The sequence below is a fragment of the Dermacoccus sp. GAS27A genome (assembly GCF_044909235.1).
Lineage (GTDB): Bacteria > Actinomycetota > Actinomycetes > Actinomycetales > Dermatophilaceae > Dermacoccus > Dermacoccus nishinomiyaensis.
The window spans coordinates 180236-199226 of record NZ_JBIYDW010000003.1 but is presented as its reverse complement, the minus strand read 5'-3'; the positions used below and the strand labels follow the sequence as shown (position 1 = coordinate 199226).

Annotated in this window: 17 protein-coding genes; 14 read left to right on the top strand and 3 right to left on the bottom strand. The window is 67.9% G+C overall.

Annotation, left to right across the window (positions count from 1 at the left end):
• Positions 1 to 177 precede the first annotated feature (177 nt).
• Entirely contained in the window at positions 178 to 1056 is an 879-nt protein-coding gene (locus ABH936_RS04555; protein ID WP_404602707.1) for an FkbM family methyltransferase, read from the top strand.
• Positions 1057 to 1133: 77 nt separating this feature from the next.
• On the top strand, positions 1134 to 1928 hold the full coding sequence (locus tag ABH936_RS04550) for a hypothetical protein (RefSeq protein ID WP_404602706.1): 795 nt from the start codon (positions 1134 to 1136) through the stop codon (positions 1926 to 1928).
• A gap of 21 nt (positions 1929 to 1949) precedes the next feature.
• Here ABH936_RS04550 and ABH936_RS04545 read toward each other — a convergent pair whose 3' ends face one another.
• Positions 1950 to 2945 (bottom strand): glycosyltransferase family 1 protein, encoded by a 996-nt coding sequence (locus ABH936_RS04545; RefSeq protein ID WP_136788724.1) that lies wholly within the window; start codon positions 2943 to 2945, stop codon positions 1950 to 1952.
• 134 nt (positions 2946 to 3079) lie between these two features.
• Positions 3080 to 4222: a glycosyltransferase family 4 protein gene (locus tag ABH936_RS04540; RefSeq protein WP_404602705.1), complete on the bottom strand. Its 1143-nt coding sequence runs from the start codon at positions 4220 to 4222 to the stop codon at positions 3080 to 3082.
• 141 nt (positions 4223 to 4363) lie between these two features.
• Here ABH936_RS04540 and ABH936_RS04535 point away from each other — a divergent pair, with 141 nt between their 5' ends.
• The 12 genes from ABH936_RS04535 (at position 4364) to ABH936_RS04480 (ending at position 18228) form a co-directional block, all read left to right on the top strand.
• A complete protein-coding gene (locus ABH936_RS04535; protein WP_404602704.1) occupies positions 4364 to 5470 on the top strand; it encodes a mannose-1-phosphate guanylyltransferase in 1107 nt (368 codons plus the stop codon).
• Between the two features lie 100 nt (positions 5471 to 5570).
• A complete protein-coding gene (locus ABH936_RS04530) occupies positions 5571 to 6683 on the top strand; it encodes a quinone-dependent dihydroorotate dehydrogenase (RefSeq protein WP_404602703.1) in 1113 nt (370 codons plus the stop codon).
• 83 nt (positions 6684 to 6766) lie between these two features.
• A complete protein-coding gene (locus ABH936_RS04525; RefSeq protein ID WP_404602702.1) occupies positions 6767 to 8365 on the top strand; it encodes a methylmalonyl-CoA mutase in 1599 nt (532 codons plus the stop codon).
• 123 nt (positions 8366 to 8488) lie between these two features.
• Positions 8489 to 9040, top strand: a complete 552-nt coding sequence (locus ABH936_RS04520) for a ribonuclease domain-containing protein (RefSeq protein ID WP_404602701.1) — start codon at positions 8489 to 8491, stop codon at positions 9038 to 9040.
• Entirely contained in the window at positions 9037 to 9453 is a 417-nt protein-coding gene (locus ABH936_RS04515) for a barstar family protein (RefSeq protein WP_241724831.1), read from the top strand. The genes ABH936_RS04520 and ABH936_RS04515 overlap by 4 nt, the downstream gene beginning before the upstream one ends.
• Before the next feature lie 285 nt (positions 9454 to 9738).
• The gene (locus ABH936_RS04510; RefSeq protein WP_038569024.1) at positions 9739 to 10782 is read left to right on the top strand and encodes a BMP family protein; all 1044 of its coding nucleotides are present in this window, start codon (positions 9739 to 9741) and stop codon (positions 10780 to 10782) included.
• Between the two features lie 67 nt (positions 10783 to 10849).
• Complete coding sequence (locus ABH936_RS04505) at positions 10850 to 12520, top strand: ABC transporter ATP-binding protein (RefSeq protein WP_051806040.1); 1671 nt, start codon at positions 10850 to 10852, stop codon at positions 12518 to 12520.
• Positions 12517 to 13611 (top strand): ABC transporter permease, encoded by a 1095-nt coding sequence (locus ABH936_RS04500; protein ID WP_038569022.1) that lies wholly within the window; start codon positions 12517 to 12519, stop codon positions 13609 to 13611. Before ABH936_RS04505 ends, ABH936_RS04500 begins: the two co-directional genes overlap by 4 nt.
• Positions 13608 to 14852 (top strand): ABC transporter permease, encoded by a 1245-nt coding sequence (locus ABH936_RS04495; protein WP_404602700.1) that lies wholly within the window; start codon positions 13608 to 13610, stop codon positions 14850 to 14852. The genes ABH936_RS04500 and ABH936_RS04495 overlap by 4 nt, the downstream gene beginning before the upstream one ends.
• 14 nt (positions 14853 to 14866) lie before the next feature.
• Complete coding sequence (locus tag ABH936_RS04490) at positions 14867 to 15457, top strand: cytidine deaminase (RefSeq protein WP_404602764.1); 591 nt, start codon at positions 14867 to 14869, stop codon at positions 15455 to 15457.
• Positions 15454 to 16773 carry a thymidine phosphorylase gene (locus ABH936_RS04485; RefSeq protein ID WP_404602699.1) on the top strand — a complete coding sequence of 440 codons (1320 nt, stop codon included), beginning with the start codon at positions 15454 to 15456 and terminating at the stop codon, positions 16771 to 16773. The genes ABH936_RS04490 and ABH936_RS04485 overlap by 4 nt, the downstream gene beginning before the upstream one ends.
• 261 nt (positions 16774 to 17034) lie before the next feature.
• Complete coding sequence (locus ABH936_RS04480) at positions 17035 to 18228, top strand: adenosine deaminase (protein WP_404602698.1); 1194 nt, start codon at positions 17035 to 17037, stop codon at positions 18226 to 18228.
• An 82-nt stretch (positions 18229 to 18310) separates the two neighbouring features.
• Here ABH936_RS04480 and ABH936_RS04475 read toward each other — a convergent pair whose 3' ends face one another.
• Positions 18311 to 18931 carry a uridine kinase gene (locus tag ABH936_RS04475; RefSeq protein WP_404602697.1) on the bottom strand — a complete coding sequence of 207 codons (621 nt, stop codon included), beginning with the start codon at positions 18929 to 18931 and terminating at the stop codon, positions 18311 to 18313.
• Positions 18932 to 18991 lie beyond the last annotated feature (60 nt).

Sequence of the window (18991 nt, the reverse complement as noted above, 5' to 3'; positions counted from 1 at the left end):
CGCTTGTCTCGACTCGACACCCCATAGAATTGCCTGCAATTCTATGGGGTGTCTTCATCGATGGCCATGACTCTTGTGCCGTCACGAAAGATTGTTGATCGGATACTAAACGGAGGTGATCTCGTCATGGGTTTGACCGTGAGACAGCGGGAAACAATCACGCGTATGGCTGGGTACGTGACGAACCCGCTGCACGTGAAATACCGAGTGTGGCGCGGCCGGGAGCAGGCCCACGTCATAGGTGATATGACGATCATCTTGCCTCCCGAACACAATCTACCTTTTTATCAACGCAGAGATCCGACGTATGACACGTACGCCATCGGATTGTTGTCGGCCCTGGCCACGGGCTCGCGCAGGGTGACCGTCATCGACGTGGGAGCCAATGTTGGTGACACGGCTGCGGCGATCTTGAGTTCTGACGAAGACACCCGGGTGATTTGCGTGGAAGGCGCTCCGCGATTCGTGCAGTATCTCAAGCGAAACTTGCGTGGAATGGGCGCGAGGGCCACAGTCGTCGAAGGCTTCGTGGGTCCGGTCGGCTCGAACGTCGAGTTCTCCATGCATGGCAGCACGGGGGGATTCAGGGCGGGTGGCGACGACGCGCAAGCCGTCACCAGGTGGGTGCGTTCCGCTGAGTTACTAGACATGACGGATCACAACGATCTCGTCGTCTGGAAATCGGACGTGGACGGCTTTGACATACATGTGCTGGCGAACCACTGGACTGACATCGATGAGCGCGCCGATGTCATCTGGTTCGAATTCGATACCCCGGGGACCTTGGGGGATTCGAATGACGTTGATGCCCTGATCGAGGCTCTGATCGCGTCTGAGCGTCATTGCCTCGTCTACGACAATCTCGGACGTTTGATGGTCGATCTGGCTCCCGGATGCGCCAACGGCCTGGCCACACTCAGCAACTGGCTGCATCAGCAGCGCCAGGGGCACGTTACAGTACCATACTTGGATGTTTGGGCGCTCACCCCCGAGGCCTATGGCTTGCTGGAAAGCCCCAAGGCGTCAGGTACGAAAGTGAATTCAGGGCCGCAGTGATCCCAGGCGGACTGTCGAGAGTTGAGGAATGTATGCAGCCAGTCGCTTCACCTGCTTCGAAAATGAGTATTTGCATCGTGTCGGGAGGTGACGAGATACGATCGCGAGCTTATGTGAACCAGGCTATCTATGCTCGCGAGTGGGATCTGGATTATCGTCTCGAGATTGCGGTCGCACCGGGAGTCTCTGATGTCTTCTTCTACAAGACGGCGATCGTTCGTCGAATCGCTCCGTTGTACGACTGGATACTCTGGGTGGACGATGATGTCTACTTCACCGATTTCGGTCGCGATGGTGTGCGAGAGCTCGTGGACCGGGCTGAAGCTGCTGGATCATTCATGGTCTATGCAGAGAACCCGCGTGAGCCGAATGGTAGCTGGTCTCGCATAAACGCGGGCGTTTTCATGCTCAAGAACGACCAGAGAACGTTTCGCTTCCTTGATGAGATCGTGGAGGGGAATCTGCAGGCCACGCGGGATTGGTGGGATGAAGACGTTCACGGCATGCAATCGGGTGGCGACCAGGATATTCAGTTGTGGGCGTTGCACCATCTAGGATTGGCTGAGGATGCTCTCGTCGTCGACCATCGAGACTTGAACTCACGATGGCATTACTATGCGAATGGTTTGAGTGATGCTTTCTTGTGTCATTTCTGTGGGCACTACGACAAGAAGCTGAGCGTGGCGCTCTTCGGCCGTCGCTTCGGCGTGGGTCAGGAACTCGTGCCGTCCGATCTGCTCGACAAATATAGTGTCAGGCGCCGTGACCCCATGGGGGAGATCGAATATAAGGCCAGATTTTTCAGGTGGAATGCGGTCGGATTCTTGAAGCCGTACGTCAAGCCTGTCCTCGACGTGTATCGAGGCCGATAGGCCCCAATGGCTCCAGCTTCGCTACCGTATCTGTGAGAGCGTCTGCATCACTGTGCTTGCAATGTCTTCCCAGGAGAATTGCGCGGCGCGGCCCAGCGCGGCTTCGCGCAGGCCTTTTCGCAGGCGGTCATCCGTGAGGGCGCGTGATAGCGCACGGGCAATCTCCATCACGTCGCTTGGGTCGACGAGTAGAGCAGCCCCGCCAGTTACCTCGGGAAGGCTGGTCGTGCTCGAGGCGACCAGGGGGGTTCCGCACGCCATGGCCTCGATGGCAGGGATGCCGAATCCCTCGTAGAGGGATGTGAATGCTACGACGGACGCCCCGCGGTAGTAGTTCGGCAGGACTGCGTCGGGAATCAGGCCCTCGAAGACAACGCGGTCGGAAACCCCGCCCCGGCTGGCCGCCGCGAGCGAATCGGCGTCAGGATGGCCGGAGAGGACGAGGTGAACGTCATCGCGCGGTAGCTCGGCGAACGCTGAGATGAGGCGGGGCGTGTTCTTGTGCGGCTTGGAACTTCGCACGCTGAATATATAGGGGTAGTTGGGTTCGTGGCGTGGTCCTTCGGGTGAGAAGCGTGTATCTGCAGCGTTACCCGTGACGACGATTCGGTCGGACTCGACGCCAGTCCACTCCACCAGCCTGTTCTTGGAGAACTCTGAAACGGTGAACGTCACATCATTTCGACGTATCGCAGGTTTGACGTGACGCTCGTAGTAGAGCTTCTTGGGTCTGGACGACTCAGAGAAGACGTCGAGGTGGATGAGGTCATGCACGGTGATTGCTTGTGGTCCTGGCCAGAGGCGCGACGGTGTGAAGCTCGGCGAGAGGAGTATGCGCTTCTGCCGATGAGCGCGCCTGGTGGTGCGTTCCCACTCGAACAGACCTCTGGCTCCTACGGGGTCCCCTGGCGCCACGATGTCGTACACGTTGCCGGTGAGGCGCGAGCGTAGCTCGTGTGAGTACCTACCAATGCCAAAAGCCCCGTGCCAACGTGCGTCGTAGGCGATGTCGTGCATAGCAGATTCCGCTCCAGTCTTGCCAGGCCCGTGGAAGTCACCATGCACATTACGGGACGGAGGAAGCTGGCTCCTCGCGTACCTGTGACCAGGATCCAGACATGGGCGTCGCGCGGCGGTCTGGCGGGCGGACTTCAGGCAGCTCGGCTGTGCACCGGGGAACGACGCGCAATGATCACGCTCCGGTAGTGCTGGGTGAGCGATCCTACGAGACCTGCCCAGGAGCGGTCGGCCACGCTGCGCGCCGCCGATTCGCTCATGCGTCGGCGCATACCCTCGTCGGCCACGAGTGTGCCGACGCTGCGACGTAGTTCTCCAAGGGTGCCGGGGTCGAAGAGGAGACCCGTGACGCCTGGCTTGACGATGTCGAGCGGACCGCCGGCTGCCGGCGCGACGACGGGCACCCCCGAGGCCATCGCCTCCTGCAGCGTCTGCCCGAAGGTCTCCTTCGTCCCCGTGTGGCAGAAGCAGTCGAAACTCGCATAGCTGAGGGCAAGGAGGGCCCCTTCTTGACGCCCGAGGAAGTGCGCTCGCGGCAGGAGCCGTTCGAGGTCTGTGCGTGACGGCCCGTCCCCGACCAGTGCGAGGCTGACACCAGGAAGGTCTGCGATCTCCGCGAGGCGGTGCAACTCCTTCTCCGGCGCGAGCCGCCCGACATACCCGACGATCACCTCCCCGTCCGGGGCGAGGCGCGAACGCAAGTGAGCAGACTCCGGTGTCTGCTTGAGCTGTGGCGAGTACGTCGACGTGTCGACCCCCCGCCCCCAGAGAGCGAGGCGGGGCACGCCATGAGCGGTCAACTCCTCGATCGCCGCGCTGCTGGGCGCAAGCGTCAGATCGGCGAGCGAATGCAGGTGACGCACCCACGCCCAGGACGCGCGATGCGCCCACGGGCCGATCGGGCCCCCGTGCTGGGCAACATAGCTGGGCATGTCTGTCTGGTAGACGGCAACCGTCGGTATGCCGAGGTTGCGCGCCGCAGCCAAGCCCCGCGCACCGAGGCCGAAGGGTGAAGCGGCGTGAACGACGTCCGGAGCGAAATCGCGCAGGATCTGTTCGAGTCTCCGGGTCGGCAGCCCGACACGGAACGCGCGAAGAGTGACGGTCGGCACCGTCGTCACACGGAAGCCGAGGTACTGCGTCGGGGCGGGGGAGGGGCAGATGACGAGAACGTCGTGCCCTCCGGCAGCCGCGAGACAGTCGAGCACCCGGCACACGCTCGTGGTGACGCCGTTGAGCGTCGGCAGGAACGATTCGGTGACGATCGCAATTCGCACGTGCTCAGCACACCCCGCGACGGTGACGCGTGCGCACCCGCGCGATGGCGCCACGCTGAGCGTCAGGTGAACAGCACGTGGCCCCACGCGAATGCACGCCTCGACCCGCCACGCCCGCCCGGGTGAACTACGGTAAGGGTCATGTCAGACGTGGAGTCGAGCCCGATCGAGGGCTTCTGGGGTGTGATTCCCGCGGGTGGATCGGGAACACGGTTGTGGCCGCTGTCGCGCGCGAGCTCGCCGAAGTTCCTGCACGACCTCACCGGGTCGGGGCGCTCGCTGCTGCAGGGGACGGTCGACCGGCTGCAGCCGCTGTGCGGCTCCAACCTGCTCATCGTCACGGGCGCCTCGCACGCCGAGGCCGTGCGTGAGCAGCTGCCCGAGCTCGGCCCGAACGACCTGCTCGTCGAACCCAGCCCGCGCGAGTCGATGCCCGCCATCGGCCTCGCCGCCGCAATCCTCGAGAAGCGGGATCCCGAGGCAGTCCTCGGCTCGTTCGCAGCCGACCAGGTCGTCGGCGACACGTCGGTGTTCGAGGACACCGTGCGTCAGGCCGTCGAAGTCGCGCGCGAGGGCTACCTCGTCACCGTCGCCATCCGCCCGACGTACCCATCAACCGGCTTCGGCTACATCCGCGCCGGCAACAACCTCGGCATCGACGGTGCGCCGGACGCGACGATCGTCAAGGCCTTCGTCGAGAAGCCCGACGGCCCGACGGCGCAGGCCTACGTCGCGACCGGCGAATACGCCTGGAACGCCGGCATGTTCGTCGTGCGCGCCGCGACGCTCATGGAGATGATCGAGCACTACCAGCCGCGCCTGGCCGAGTACCTGCGCATCATCGCCGACAACCCGTTCCGCCTCTCGGAGCTGTGGCCGCGCCTGACGAAGATCGCCATCGACAACGCCATCGCCGAACCGGCGGCGGTCGACGGCCGCGTCGCGACGGTGCCCGGCTCGTTCACCTGGGACGACGTCGGTGACTTCGCCTCGCTCGCGTCGCTGCTCGTCGAATCGGCCGACGCGCCGGGCGTCAAGGTGCTCGGGGAGAGCGAACTCGTCGTCATGCAGGACGCGACGGGCGTCGTCGCGCCGCGCTCGGGGCGCACCGTCGTCGCCATGGGTATCGAGGACGTCGTCGTCGTCGACACCGTCGACGCGGTGCTCGTCACGACGCGTGAGCGTGCCCAGGACGTCAAGAAGATCGTCGAGCAGCTCAAACTGAGCGGCCGCGAAGACCTCACCTGAGGATCTCGGACAGAAGGCTGTCGCGTGCGTGCGCCTCGGTTGGGTTCGCGCATCCGAACCCCCGCGTGGTGGGCGGGCTCGCATCGGCGACAATGACCGCATGAACTTCGATCTCGACGCCCTCCGCCGCGCCGCGCTCACCCACGGGTACGAGAAGGCGCTGAGGCCCGCTCTCTTCCGCATCGGCGGGGGAGACGCCGAAGCGGCGCACCACGCGACGATCACGGCGATGGCGCAGCTCGGCGCCCTGCCCGGCAACGGCCTCGCCGTCGACGCCCTCGGCGCGGCCCTGGGCGGACCGTCGAGCCCGGTGACGCTGGCGGGAATACGGTTTCCCGGCCGCGTCGGCCTCGCCGCGGGCGTCGACAAGGACGGCGTCGCCGTCACGTCCTGGCAGGCGCTCGGCTTCGGGCACGTCGAGGTCGGCACCGTCACCGCGCACCCCCAGCCAGGCAACCCGACGCCGCGGCTGTTCCGCCTCAAGGCGAGCGAGGGCATCATCAACCGGATGGGGTTCAACAACGCCGGTTCCGAGGCGCTCGCCGACACCCTGAGCGCCGCGCGCGCGACCGGCACGCTCAAGATCCCCGTCGGCGTCAGCCTCGGCAAGACGAAGACGACGGCCGTCGAGGAGGCAGTCGGCGACTACCTCACGTCGCTCGGACGCCTCTCCGGTCTCGCCGACTACTTCGCCGTCAACGTCTCCAGCCCCAACACGCCCGGGCTGCGTTCGCTGCAGGACAAGGCCCCGCTGCTCGAACTGCTGCAGGCCATCACGACGCGCGAGGCGCGCCTGACGCAACAGCGCGGCGCGCGCCCGACGCCGGTGTTCGTCAAGATCGCGCCCGATCTCACCGAGGACGCGCTCGAGGACGTCCTCGACGTCGCCCACGGTGCCGGGGTGGCCGGTCTCATCGCGACGAACACCACGCTGACGCGCGACGGCATCGCGCGCGCGGATCAGCCGCTGGCCGCCGAGGCAGGCGGGCTCTCGGGTGCCCCGTTGACCCGCCGGGCGCGCGCCGTCGTCGCGTTCCTGTCGGCGCGCACCCAGCTGCCGATCATCGGCGTCGGCGGCGTCATGACCGCCGACGACGGCCTCGCACTCGTCGATGCGGGTGCCGACCTCGTCCAGGTGTACTCCGGTTTCATCTACCGCGGCCCGGCGCTCGTGCGCGATCTCAACGCGGCGCTGCGAGCGCGTCACGCCTGAGAGCGTCCTGCGCCGGCGGACGGGGCACGTGACCTGGGTGACCCGCCCGCCCTTTCGGACGTGACGCGGGTTACAGTGCCCTCATGAGTGGCGCAGACGACCGCAAGCAGACGACCGAGTCGGGCCTCGGGCTCAAGCCGGTGTACTCGGCCAACGACCTGGCGGGCTTCGATCCCGCGACGAGGCTGGGGGAGCCCGGTTCGTACCCGTTCACACGCGGCGTGTACCCGTCGATGTACACGGGGCGCCCGTGGACGATGCGCCAGTACGCCGGGTTCGGCACGGCGCGTGAGAGCAACCAGCGCTACCACGAGCTCGTCGCCAACGGCACGGGCGGGTTGTCCGTCGCGTTCGACCTGCCGACGCAGATGGGCTACGACTCGGACGCACCGCTCGCGCACGGCGAGGTCGGCAAGGTGGGCGTCGCCATCGACTCGCTCGACGACATGCTCGTCCTGTTCGACGGGTTGCCGCTCGACGAGGTCTCGACGTCGATGACGATCAACGCGCCCGCCTCGAGCCTGCTGCTCATGTATCAGCTCGCTGCCGAGCGGCAGGGCATCCCGGGCACGAAGCTCACGGGCACGATCCAGAACGACGTGCTCAAGGAGTACATCGCGCGCGGCACGTACATCTATCCGCCTGCCGAGTCGCTGCGGCTCATCTCGAACATCTTCGAGTACTGCCACACCGAGATCCCGCGCTGGAACACGATCTCGATCTCCGGGTACCACATGGCCGAGGCAGGCGCGACGCCCGCGCAGGAGATCGCGTTCACCCTCGCCAACGCCAAGGAGTACGTGCGGGCGGCGCTCGCCGCGGGCCTCGACGTCGACGACTTCGCGCCGCGACTGTCGTTCTTCTTCGTCGCGCGCACGACGCTGCTCGAGGAGGTGGCGAAGTTCCGTGCCGCTCGCCGTCTTTGGGCGCGCATCATGCGGGACGAGTTCGGCGCGAAGAACCCGAAGTCGCAGATGCTGCGCTTCCACACCCAGACCGCCGGCGTACAGCTGACGGCCCAGCAGCCCGAGGTCAACCTCGTGCGCGTCGCGCTTCAGGGCCTCGGCGCCGTCCTCGGTGGCACGCAGAGCCTGCACACGAACAGCTACGACGAGGCCATCGCGCTGCCGACGGCCAAGGCCGCCCGCCTCGCGCTGCGCACCCAGCAGATCTTCGCGTTCGAGACGGACGTGACGAAGACCGTCGACCCGTTCGCGGGTTCCTACGTCGTCGAGTCGATGACGGATGACCTCGAAGAGGAGGCGATGACGCTCATCCAGGCCGTCGAGGACAAGGGCGGGGCGGTGCGCGCCATCGAAGAGGGCTTCCAGAAGAACGAGATCGAGAAGAGCGCCTACGACGTCGCGCTGCAGATCGACTCGGGGGAGCGGGTCGTCGTCGGCGTCAACAAGTACACCCTCGACGAGGAGGAGCCGTACGAGCCGCTGCGCGTCGACCCGGCGATCGAGGCCGAGCAGTGCGAGCGTCTCGCCACGCTGCGGGCGAACCGCGATCAGGGTGCCGTCGACGCGGCTCTGGAGAAGCTGCAGACCGCGGCCTCCGGCGCCGACAACGTCCTGTGGCCGATGCGTGAGGCCCACGCCGTCGGCGCCACCGGCGGCGAGGTGAGCGACGCCCTGCGCGCGGTGTGGGGCAAGTACACGCCGCGCGACGCGTTCTGAGGCATCGCTCGGGCCGGCCGAGGTGAACGAGCGGCGGCGGTGCGCGGCCGCGCGACAATGAGCACGCTCGAGAAATCGTCGATACCTCCGGCCCGGGCTCGGGCCCCGAACGAGAAGGACGTGGTGGCCCTGAGCTCCCGCAAGTCACCCCTGGCCGGAATGGGCCTCGGCCAGAAGATCGCGACGATCGCGCTCGCCGTCCTCGCCGTCATCGCGCTACTCGCTGTCCTCACCGGGCGCGGGGGAGGAGGCGGCGCGAGCAGCTCTCCGTCGTCGAAGTTCTCGCCCGCGACCTACTCGGACGGCCCGTCAGGCTCATCGTCTGGTCCGAGCGCGGGCGGTTCAGGTCGCGCGTCCTCGGGTGCCACCGCCTCGGGCACTTCGGGTGACGGCGATGCCGCCGACGTGGTGCCCGTCGCGCAGCTGCCCGCGCAGGCGCGGGCGACGCTGAAGCTCATCGACGCAGGGGGACCGTTCCCGTACTCGCGCGATGGCATCGTCTTCGCCAACCGTGAGGGCCGCCTGCCCAAGCATCCGCGCGGCTGGTACCACGAGTACACCGTCGAGACGCCGGGGGAATCCGACCGCGGCGCTCGCAGGTTGATCCAAGGCAAGGACGGCACCATCTATTACACGGGCGACCACTACGAGAGCTTCCGGAGGGTGCAGAGATGACGGCTGCGACGGTGCGTGGGCTGATCGAGGCGGGCCAGGGCGGCTGGGTGCCGCGGGGGCTGACAGGCCCGACGTCCGACGAGTTGCGCTCGCTGTGCAAGGACGCGGGGTGGTGCTTCGTCGAGGTGCGCCTCTCCGGGGTGGCGGACAAGCCCGACCTCATGCGCACTCTCGCGCGCCAGCTCGAGCTGCCCGCTTACTTCGGCGGCAACTGGGACGCCCTCGAGGAATGCCTCGGCGACGTCGTCGCGCGCGAGGACGGCATGGTCCTGCGGCTCAAGGGCCTCGGCGCGCTACCTGCGGGCCTGAGCGACCCGCTCGTCGACATCGTCGACGACCTCGTCGAAGATCATGACGGCGCGGGCCGCACGAGCCCGATCGTCGTCGTCGCCGACCCGCCGTTGCCGCGCTGAGCGGCGCGGCGGGCCCCGGTGAGAACCCACCGCCGGGGGCGGAGCGTGTGCTGTATCTCATCGAGTCGCGGCGGCGCCCAATAACGGTTCGGTCACCTCGGATCGTTGTCGCTTCAACCCGGCGCGCGGCCCCGGTAGGCTGAACCGGTCCGGTGGCGTGACGTGCGCCACCTCTGCCAAGACGAAGCCTGTCGTGAGCACGCATCGCGTGCCTGGACGTCGCTCGCCCGCCCCGGGTGCTGACGCACGATGCGGCCTTCGTTCCGATAGACCCAAGGAGTCCCCGTGAAGCGGGTTGTTTCCATCGCTGCCGCCGTCGCCATGACGGCCGGTCTCGCCGCCTGTGGTTCGAACGACAAGTCCTCCGGTTCGTCCTCCGGGGGCACCGACCAGTTCAAGGCCGCCATCGCCTTCGACGTGGGTGGCCGTGGTGACCACTCCTTCAACGACGCCTCCTACCAGGGCCTCGAGGACGCGAAGAAGAAGATCTCGAACTTGTCGATCACGACGGCCGAGGCCTCCGAGTCGGACAACGACCAGGCGCGTGTCAACCGCCTCACGCAGCTCGCCTCGTCGGGCAACAAGGCGATCGTCGCCGTCGGCTTCGTCTACGCGAACGCCGTCGGCCAGGTCGCCAAGAAGTTCCCGAATGTCAAGTTCGCGATCATCGACGACGCGACGCCCGCGTCGGCCGGCTCTAACGTCGAGCAGATCACCTTCAAGGAGAACGAGTCCTCCTACCTCGCCGGTGCCGCGGCCGCCAAGACGAGCAAGACGGGCCACATCGGCTTCGTCGGCGCGCTCAAGGTGCCGCTCATCCAGAAGTTCGAGGCCGGCTACATCGCGGGCGCGAAGAAGGTCAACCCGAACATCAAGGTCGACTCGAAGTACCTCGCCTCCGACGGCAAGGGCTTCAACGACACCCCCGGCGGCAAGGCCGCTGCCGACGCCATGTTCCAGTCCGGCGCCGACATCGTCTTCGCCGCGGCCGGCAAGTCGGGCGACGGCGTCATCTCCTCGGCGCACTCCAAGGGCAAGTGGGCCATCGGCGTCGACTCCGACCAGGCCCTGACGGCTGACAAGTCCGTCGCCGGCTCCGTCCTGACGTCCGCGACGAAGCGCTGCGCGGGCACGGTCGAGGACTTCGTCAACTCGGTCAAGGACGACTCGTTCAAGGGCGGCAACAAGGTCTACGGCCTCAAGGAGGACGGCGTCTCGCTCTCCACGACGGGCAACCACCTGTCCGCCGACACGCTCAAGACCGTCGATGACCTGAAGAAGCAGGTCGTCGACGGCAAGATCACGGTTCCCACGACTCCGTCCAACTGAGTCGCCACCCGGTGAAGGTCCGGCAAGCGGGTGTTCTGCTTGCCGGGCCTTCACGGTTCGAGCAGGAGTGTGCGTCATCGACACCACCGATCCCACGACGACGTCGGCCGCGGCGCCCGACGTCAGCGCGCCCCCGCAGGGGCCCCTCGCCGTCGACCTGCAAGGCATCACGAAGCGATTCCCCGGCGTCGTCGCGAACTCCGACCTGTACCTGCAGGTCGAGCGCGGCACGATCCACGCCATCGTGGGGGAGAACGGTGCCGGCAAGTCGACGCTCATGAAGATTCTCTACGGCGTGCAGAAGCCCGACGAGGGCACGATCCGCATCAACGGTGACGAGGTCTCGTTCTCGTCGCCGAAGGACGCGATCAAGGCCGGCGTCGGCATGGTGTTCCAGCACTTCATGCTCGCGGACAACCTCACCGTCCTCGAGAACGTCGTCCTCGGCGCCGAGAAGCTGCACGGCATCGGGGCGAAGGCGCGCGCGGAGATCACGCGCATCTCGCAGGCCTACGGGCTCGGCGTCCACCCCGACGTGCTCGTCGCCGACCTCGGCGTCGGCGCCCGCCAGCGCGTCGAGATCCTCAAGGTGCTCTACCGCGGGGCGAAGATCCTCATCCTCGACGAGCCGACGGCCGTGCTCGTGCCGCAGGAGGTCGACGAACTGTTCGCGAACCTCGCCGAGATGAAGGCCGAAGGCCTCACGGTGCTGTTCATCTCGCACAAGCTCGACGAGGTGCGCGGCGTCGCCGACGACATCACCGTCATCCGCCGCGGCACGACGATCGACCGCGTCAAGAGCGCGTCGGTGACGAGCAAGCAGCTCGCCGAACTCATGGTCGGCTCGCAGCTGCCCACCCCCGAGACGCAGGAATCGACCGTCACCGACCGCGTCGTCATGCGCCTCGACGGGCTGACGCTCGCCGACCGCGCCGGCGGCCCGGCGCTGCTGTCGAACATCGACCTCGTCATCCGCGCCGGCGAGGTCGTCGGCATCGCCGGTGTCGAGGGCAACGGCCAGGCCGAACTCGTCGAGACGATCCTCGGCATGCGCCGCGCCGACAGCGGCCACGTCGTCATCGGCGACGACGACGTCACGACCTGGCCGACGAAGCAGATCCGCGACAGCGGGGTCGGCTACATCCCCGAGGACCGTCACCGTCACGCGCTGCTTCTCGGTTCGCCGCTGTGGGAGAACCGCATGCTCGGCCACCAGCGACAGGCCCCCGCGAGCAAGGGCTGGCGCCTCACGCCCGGCGCGGCGAAGGAGGACACGCAGCGCATCGTCAGCGAGTACGACGTGCGCACGCCGAGCATCGACGTGACCGCCGGGTCGCTGTCGGGCGGCAACCAGCAGAAGCTCATCTTCGGGCGCGAGATGTCGCACGCACCGCGCGTCCTCGTCGCCGCGCACCCGACGCGCGGTGTCGACGTCGGCGCGCAGGCCGCGATCTGGGATCACATCAAGGACGCACGCCGCGAAGGTCTTGCCGTGCTGCTCATCTCCGCCGACCTCGACGAACTGATCGGCCTGTCCGACACGATCCGAGTCATCCTGCGAGGGCGGCTGTCGGGCGAGTTCGACCCCCATCACGTGACCGCCGAACAGCTCGGCGCCGCGATGACGGGTGCCGGTTCGGACGCGAGCGACTCGAGCGCACCCATTCCCACGACCTCGAAGACCGAGAACACGACCGGCGCCACCGCCGCCGGCACGAGCGAGGACACCGTCCGATGAACTCCACCCTCCGCCGCGTCGGCGTCGCGCTCGCCGCGCCGCTGCTCGCCATCGCCATCGCCGTGGTGCTGACGTCGATCGTCCTGCTCGCGCTCGGAAACTCCGTCGGGCCGGTGTGGCAGGTGTTCCTGTCCTCGCCGATGCCGGGCGTCACCGAGGCGATCATCAACGACACCGCCGTGCTGTACCTGTCGGGCGTCGCCGTCGCCATCGGCTTCCGGATGAACCTGTTCAACATCGGCGTCGACGGCCAGTACCGCGTCGCCGCGTTCGCCGCCGCGCTCTTCGCGGCGCAGGGCTGGCTCCCGGGCTTCCTCAACGTCATCTTCGCGCTGCTGCTCGCGATGCTCGTCGGCGCGGTCTGGGCCGGGATCATCGCCGTGCTCAAGGTGACGCGCGGCGTGTCCGAGGTCATCAGCTCGATCATGCTCAACTCGATCGCGACGGGTGTTGTCGCGTGGCTGCTCAACAAGGTCGCCGATCGCACGCCCGGATCGAACGCCACGGTGACGAAGAGCATCCCCGACAGCTCGCACGTGCCGGCGCTCGCGAACCTGTCCGGTGGGCCGATCTACGGCCTCGGCATCCTCGCCGTCATCGTCGGCCTGGTCTACTGGTTCGTCATCAACCGCACGCGCTTCGGCTTCGACCTGCGCGCGACGGGCACGTCGGAATCCGCGGCCGTCGCGAGCGGTGTCAACGTCAAGCGCATGACGATCTCCGCGATGCTGATGTCCGGCGCCGTCGCCGGTCTCGTCGGCATGCCGCAGCTGTTCGGCCAGGACTACAACTACGGCTCCAACAGCCAGAGCGGTCTCGGCTTCGCGGGCATCGCCGTCGCACTCATCGGACGCAACAACCCGATCGGCATCGCGTTCGGTGCGCTGCTGTGGGCCTACCTCAACGGCCAGTCCGACGCGTTGCAGATCAACGCCGGCGTCAACGCCTCCCTCGTCAACATCATCCAGGGCGTCATGGTGCTCGCCGTCGTCATCGCGTACGAACTCGTGCGCCGCTGGGACAAGAGCATCGAACAGCGCCACGTCGCCGCGGAACTGGCCGCCGGAAACACCGCAGGAGCGAGCGCATGAGCACCGTCGCAACCCGACCCGCGGCAGGGATCACCCACCGTCTCGGTCGCAAGGCCCTGCTGCCGCTCGGCCTGCTCGGCATCCTCGTCGCGCTGTCCGTGCTGCGTGTCGCGACGGGCGTCAACGACATCGACTCGGCCAACGCGATCTCCGCGGCCGTCGTCGCCGCCGTCCCGCTCGCGCTGGCGGGCCTCGGTGGTCTGTGGTCCGAGCGCGCGGGCGTCGTCAACATCGGGCTCGAGGGCATGATGATCATGGGCTCCTGGTCGGCGGCATACGCGGCCTACCACTGGGGCGCGTGGGCGGGCGTCATCGCAGCGATCGCCGGCGGCATGCTGTTCGGCGTGCTGCACGCCATCGCGACGGTGTTCTTCGGCGTCGACCAGATCGTCTCCGGTGTCGCGATCAACCTGCTCGGCGCGGGCCTGACGAAGTTCCTCGCCGAACGCTTCTTCTCGAGCCTGCCCGGCGGCGGTGCGACGCAGAGCCCCAGCCTGCCGGACATCGGCACGTTCACCGTGCCCGGTTCGTCAGCGCTGTCGGATCTCGAGGGCAAGCACTGGTTCCTCGTCTCCGACCTCGCCGGCATCCTCGGCGGCCTGTTGACGAACGTGTCGTGGCTGACGCTCATCACCGTCCTGCTCATCGCGGCGACAGCGTACGTGCTGTGGCGCACGCCGTTCGGTCTGCGTCTGCGCAGCTGCGGTGAGGCGCCGCAGGCCGCCGAGACGCTCGGCGTCAACGTCTACCTGTACAAGACGATCGCGGTGCTCGTCTCCGGCGCCCTCGCCGGCCTCGGCGGCGGCTTCCTCGCGATGGTCGCCTCCGACGGCTTCCAGCAGGGCCAGACCGGCGGGCGCGGGTACATCGGTCTCGCCGCGATGATCTTCGGCAACTGGATGCCGCTCGGCACCGCCCTCGGCGCGCTGCTGTTCGGCTACACGCAGGCGCTGCAGCTGCGCGGCGGCGACCAGGTGCATGCGCTGCTGCTGCTCGTCGGCGCGGGCGTCATCGTCGGCGCGATCTGGATGGCGGTGCGTCGTCGCTGGCTGCCGGCGGTGATCCTGGCGGTGACGGCGGTGCTCGTGCTGAGCTGGTACTTCGGTTCGAACACGATCGACCCGAACCTCACGAGCACGGCGCCATACGTCGTGACCCTGCTCGTCATGGCGTTCGCCAGCCAGCACCTTCGCATGCCGGCGGCCGACGGTGACGTCTACCGCAAGGGTGAAGCCGGGTGAGCGAGCACTCACGCGTGACGGCCTCGGCTGCGCAGACACCCGACTGGGCGCACCTGCGCTCCGAGGCCATCGCCGCGTCGCGGCGCGCCTACGTGCCCTACAGCCGGTTCCCGGTCGGCGTCGCCGCGCTCACGACCTCGGGTCGCGTGCTCACCGGCTGCAACGTCGAGAACGCCGCCTATGGCGTCGCGCTGTGCGCCGAGTGCGGGCTTGTGTCGTCACTGTTGAACACGTCTGACCGAGACGGTCTCGGCGGGGGTGTGAACGCTGGTGTGGCTGACAACGTGATGGCCGGCGCAGACTGTTCCGACGCCGGCCTGTATGACGGCGGGGCGGGCCCGGTCGTCGATGCGACTGCGGCGCGCGAGCGGCTCGTCGCGCTGTCGTGCGTCGACGGCAACGGCACCCCGATCACGCCGTGTGGACGCTGCCGTCAGTTGCTGGCCGAGCACGCCGTGGCGCCGTCCGTCGATTCACCTGGCCTGCTCATCGACATGGACGGGCGCGACCCGCTGCCGTTCGTCGAGCTCCTTCCGCACGCGTTCGGCGTCACCAACCTCGACGCCGTCGCCACCTCCGCCGCCCAGCTGAAAGGCGAATCATGACCTCCGCTGCCTCCACCCACGAGGCGTTCGACGCCGTTGACCTCATCCGCACGAAGCGCGACCGCGGCACGTTGAGCCGCGACGAGATCGACTGGATCATCGACGCCTACACACGCGGCGCCGTCGCGGACGAGCAGATGTCGGCGATGGCGATGGCGATCCTGCTCAACGGCATGACGCGGGACGAGATCGCACGCTGGACCGCAGCGATGATCGCGAGCGGTGAGCGGATGGACTTCTCGTCCCTGCGCGTGCCCACGGCCGACAAGCACTCGACCGGGGGAGTGGGCGACAAGATCACGCTGCCGCTCGCGCCGCTCGTCGCGGTGTTCGACGTCGCCGTGCCGCAGCTGTCGGGCCGCGGGCTCGGTCACACCGGCGGCACGCTCGACAAGATGGAGGCCATCGCCGGGTGGCGTGCAGGGCTGACGAACGCCGAGATGATGCGTCAGCTCGACGAGGTCGGCGCCGTCATCTGCGCCGCCGGTGACGGGCTGGCACCCGCCGACAAGAAGCTGTACGCGCTGCGTGACGTGACGGGCACCGTCGAGGCCATCCCGCTCATCGCCAGCTCGATCATGAGCAAGAAGATCGCCGAGGGCACGGGCGCGCTCGTGCTCGACGTCAAGGTCGGCTCGGGTGCGTTCATGAAGACGCAGGACGACGCCCGCGAACTGGCGCGCACGATGGTCGACCTCGGCAACGACGCCGGCGTCGACACGGTCGCGCTGCTGACCGACATGTCGACGCCGCTCGGGCTGACGGCCGGCAACGCTCTCGAGGTGCGCGAATCGGTCGAGGTGCTCGCCGGGGGCGGCCCGAAGGACGTCGTCGACCTCACGGTGGCACTCGCCGTCGAGATGCTCGCCGGCGCCGGTCGGCCCCAGGACGAAGCGGCCGTACGCGCAGCGCTGAGCGACGGGCGTGCGATGGACGCGTGGCGCCGCATGGTCGCCGCGCAGGGCGGCGACCCCGACGCCGAACTGCCCGTGGCGAAGGAGTCGCACGTCATCACCGCGCCGAGCGACGGCGTGCTGACGCGCCTCGACGCACTCGCCGTCGGCGTCTCGGCGTGGCGACTCGGCGCGGGCCGTGCGCGCAAGGAGGACCCGGTGCAGGCCGGCGCGGGCATCGAACTGCACGCCAAGCCCGGCGAGACCGTCAGCGCCGGCACGCCGCTCATGACGCTGCACACCGACACGCCGGAGCGTTTCGAGCGCGCCGTGGCCGCCCTCGACCGCAGCTACGACATCAGCGCCGACGCCGACGCAGGCTCATCCACGCCGCGCGACATCGTCATCGACCGCATCGCCTGACCCTGCCCCACCTGCGATTTTCGTCCACATTCGCCATTTCCCGTCCCCTTCGGCGATTCCTGCCCACCCTTGCGACTCTCGTCCCCATCTGCGGTTTTCAGTCACTCTTGCGAGAGTGACTGAAAATCGAAGATGGGGACGGGATGTGCGAATGGGACGGAAATCGCGAAGGTGGACGCCGTTCGCAGAGGTGGACGAAAATCGCGAATGTGGACAAGAATCGCAGATGGGGACGGGGCAGGTGAGCCCTACACTTGGGCCATGACTGACACCTCTGCGACGACACACAGCTTGGACGAAACGGCGGCGCGGGCACTCACACAGGACGTCGTCGCGGCGCTGCCGAAGGTCGTGCTGCACGATCACCTCGACGGTGGGGTTCGTCCGGCGACCGTCCTCGAACTCGCGCGCAAGACCGGCTACGACGCGCTGCCGGCCGACGACGCCGAGACACTCGCGCGCTGGTTCCGTGACAGCGCCGACTCGGGTTCGCTCGTGCGTTACCTCGAGACGTTCGAGCACACCGTCGGCGTCATGCAGACCCGCGACGCCATCGTCCGCGTCGCCGCCGAGTGCGCCGAGGATCACGCGGCGGACGGCGTCGTCTACGCCGAGGTCCGCTTCGCGCCGGAGCTGCACATCGAGAAGGGTCTCGCCCTCACCGAGGTCGTCGACGCCGTTCTCGAAGGCTTCCGACGCGGTGCCGAACGCGCCGCCGAGCAGGGCAGGCCCATCGTCATGCGCGCCCTGTTGACGGCGATGCGCCACGCGGCGAAGAGCGTCGAGATCGCCGAACTCGCTGTCGCCTACCGCGACCAGGGCGTCGCCGGTTTCGACATCGCCGGCGCCGAGGCCGGTTTCCCTCCCACACGCCACCTCGACGCGTTCGAGTACCTGCGCCGCGAGAACGCGCACTTCACGATCCACGCCGGTGAGGCATTCGGGCTGCCGAGCATCTGGGAGGCCATCCAGTACTGCGGCGCCGAACGGCTCGGGCACGGCGTGCGCATCACCGACGACATCACGATCGACGGCGTCGCCTACCCCGAACTCGACGAGCAGGCTCGCGCCGCGCTGCCTGAGCGTGTTCGTGCGGGGGAGGCCGACGTCCGCCTCGGACGCCTCGCCGCCTTCGTCCGCGATCGGCGCATCGCGCTCGAGGTGTGCCCGCTCTCGAACCTGCAGACGGGTGCGGCGTTGTCGCTGCGCAGCCACCCCATCTCGTTCCTGCTGGCACTCGGTTTCCGTGTCGCGCTCAGCACCGACAACCGTCTCATGAGCGACACGTCGATGACGAAGGAGATGACCGGGCTCGTCAGCGAGGCAGGCTGGGGTCTCGACGACCTCGAGAAGGTCACCGTCAACGCGATGAAGTCGGCGTTCATCCCGTTCGACGAGCGCCTCGCGATCATCATGGACGTCATCAAACCCGGGTTCGCCGCGGCCCGCGCCTGACGCGCCTGACCTGGTCGGTGACCCACGCTGCTGCGTTCGGCGGCCGGGCACGCGCACCCTGAGCGCCGCCCAGGTGCGCCCGTCAGAGCGCTGACGACTGCAGCGTCGCAGCGCGGCGCACGGCCTCGGAGAACGTGACGGGTTGGGCGCCGCGCGCCAGGTGCGCTCTGACGAGTTCAGGTTCGTCGCGCCACAGCCGCGCCCCACGCCGCACGAGGACGAGCGGGGGCTTGCGGCGCTCGGCCACGTCGCGGATGAACCGCCGGGCCGCAGTCACCGTCCGGTTGCGACGCAGGCACCACGCCTCGCCGAGCACACCGCGCTCGGCGAGCGGGGCGATGACGTCGGGCGCAAAGATGCCCTCGGCGACGACGAACCGGGCTCCGTCGAGCGTGACGGAGTGCGTGCCCGTCGCACGACTCTGCGAGATCGAGTACTGCGGCACGTCGGTGGCACCGGTGCGGCACAACCGTTCCAGCGACTGCGCAGCGGCCTCGACGTTCCACGTGCCGGCGTTGTCCCAGTCGATCTCGCCCGAGGCGAACCGCGGCAGATCGGGCGCGTCGTGATCGCGGTAGAAGTCGTCGAGATTGACGAACGGCCACCCGTGGCTCGCGCACAACTGGCGAGCCAGCCGCGACTTGCCGCTGCCCGACGGCCCCGACACGACGATGACGCGGGCGAGCGCTCCCCGCGCGCCCACGACAGGCCCGTCTGCGTCAGCCGGAGCCGGCGGGTGAGTCGTCGAAACCTTCTCGGGGGC

What these genes read in the sequence shown, in the direction of transcription:
- ABH936_RS04545 (WP_136788724.1), bottom strand. Translation starts at nt 2,945, where the DNA reads ATGCACGACATCGCCTACGACGCACGTTGGCACGGGGCTTTTGGCATT.
- ABH936_RS04535 (WP_404602704.1), top strand. Translation starts at nt 4,364, where the DNA reads ATGTCAGACGTGGAGTCGAGCCCGATCGAGGGCTTCTGGGGTGTGATT.
- ABH936_RS04530 (WP_404602703.1), top strand. Translation starts at nt 5,571, where the DNA reads ATGAACTTCGATCTCGACGCCCTCCGCCGCGCCGCGCTCACCCACGGG.
- ABH936_RS04525 (WP_404602702.1), top strand. Translation starts at nt 6,767, where the DNA reads ATGAGTGGCGCAGACGACCGCAAGCAGACGACCGAGTCGGGCCTCGGG.
- ABH936_RS04515 (WP_241724831.1), top strand. Translation starts at nt 9,037, where the DNA reads ATGACGGCTGCGACGGTGCGTGGGCTGATCGAGGCGGGCCAGGGCGGC.
- ABH936_RS04500 (WP_038569022.1), top strand. Translation starts at nt 12,517, where the DNA reads ATGAACTCCACCCTCCGCCGCGTCGGCGTCGCGCTCGCCGCGCCGCTG.
- ABH936_RS04495 (WP_404602700.1), top strand. Translation starts at nt 13,608, where the DNA reads ATGAGCACCGTCGCAACCCGACCCGCGGCAGGGATCACCCACCGTCTC.
- ABH936_RS04485 (WP_404602699.1), top strand. Translation starts at nt 15,454, where the DNA reads ATGACCTCCGCTGCCTCCACCCACGAGGCGTTCGACGCCGTTGACCTC.
- ABH936_RS04480 (WP_404602698.1), top strand. Translation starts at nt 17,035, where the DNA reads ATGACTGACACCTCTGCGACGACACACAGCTTGGACGAAACGGCGGCG.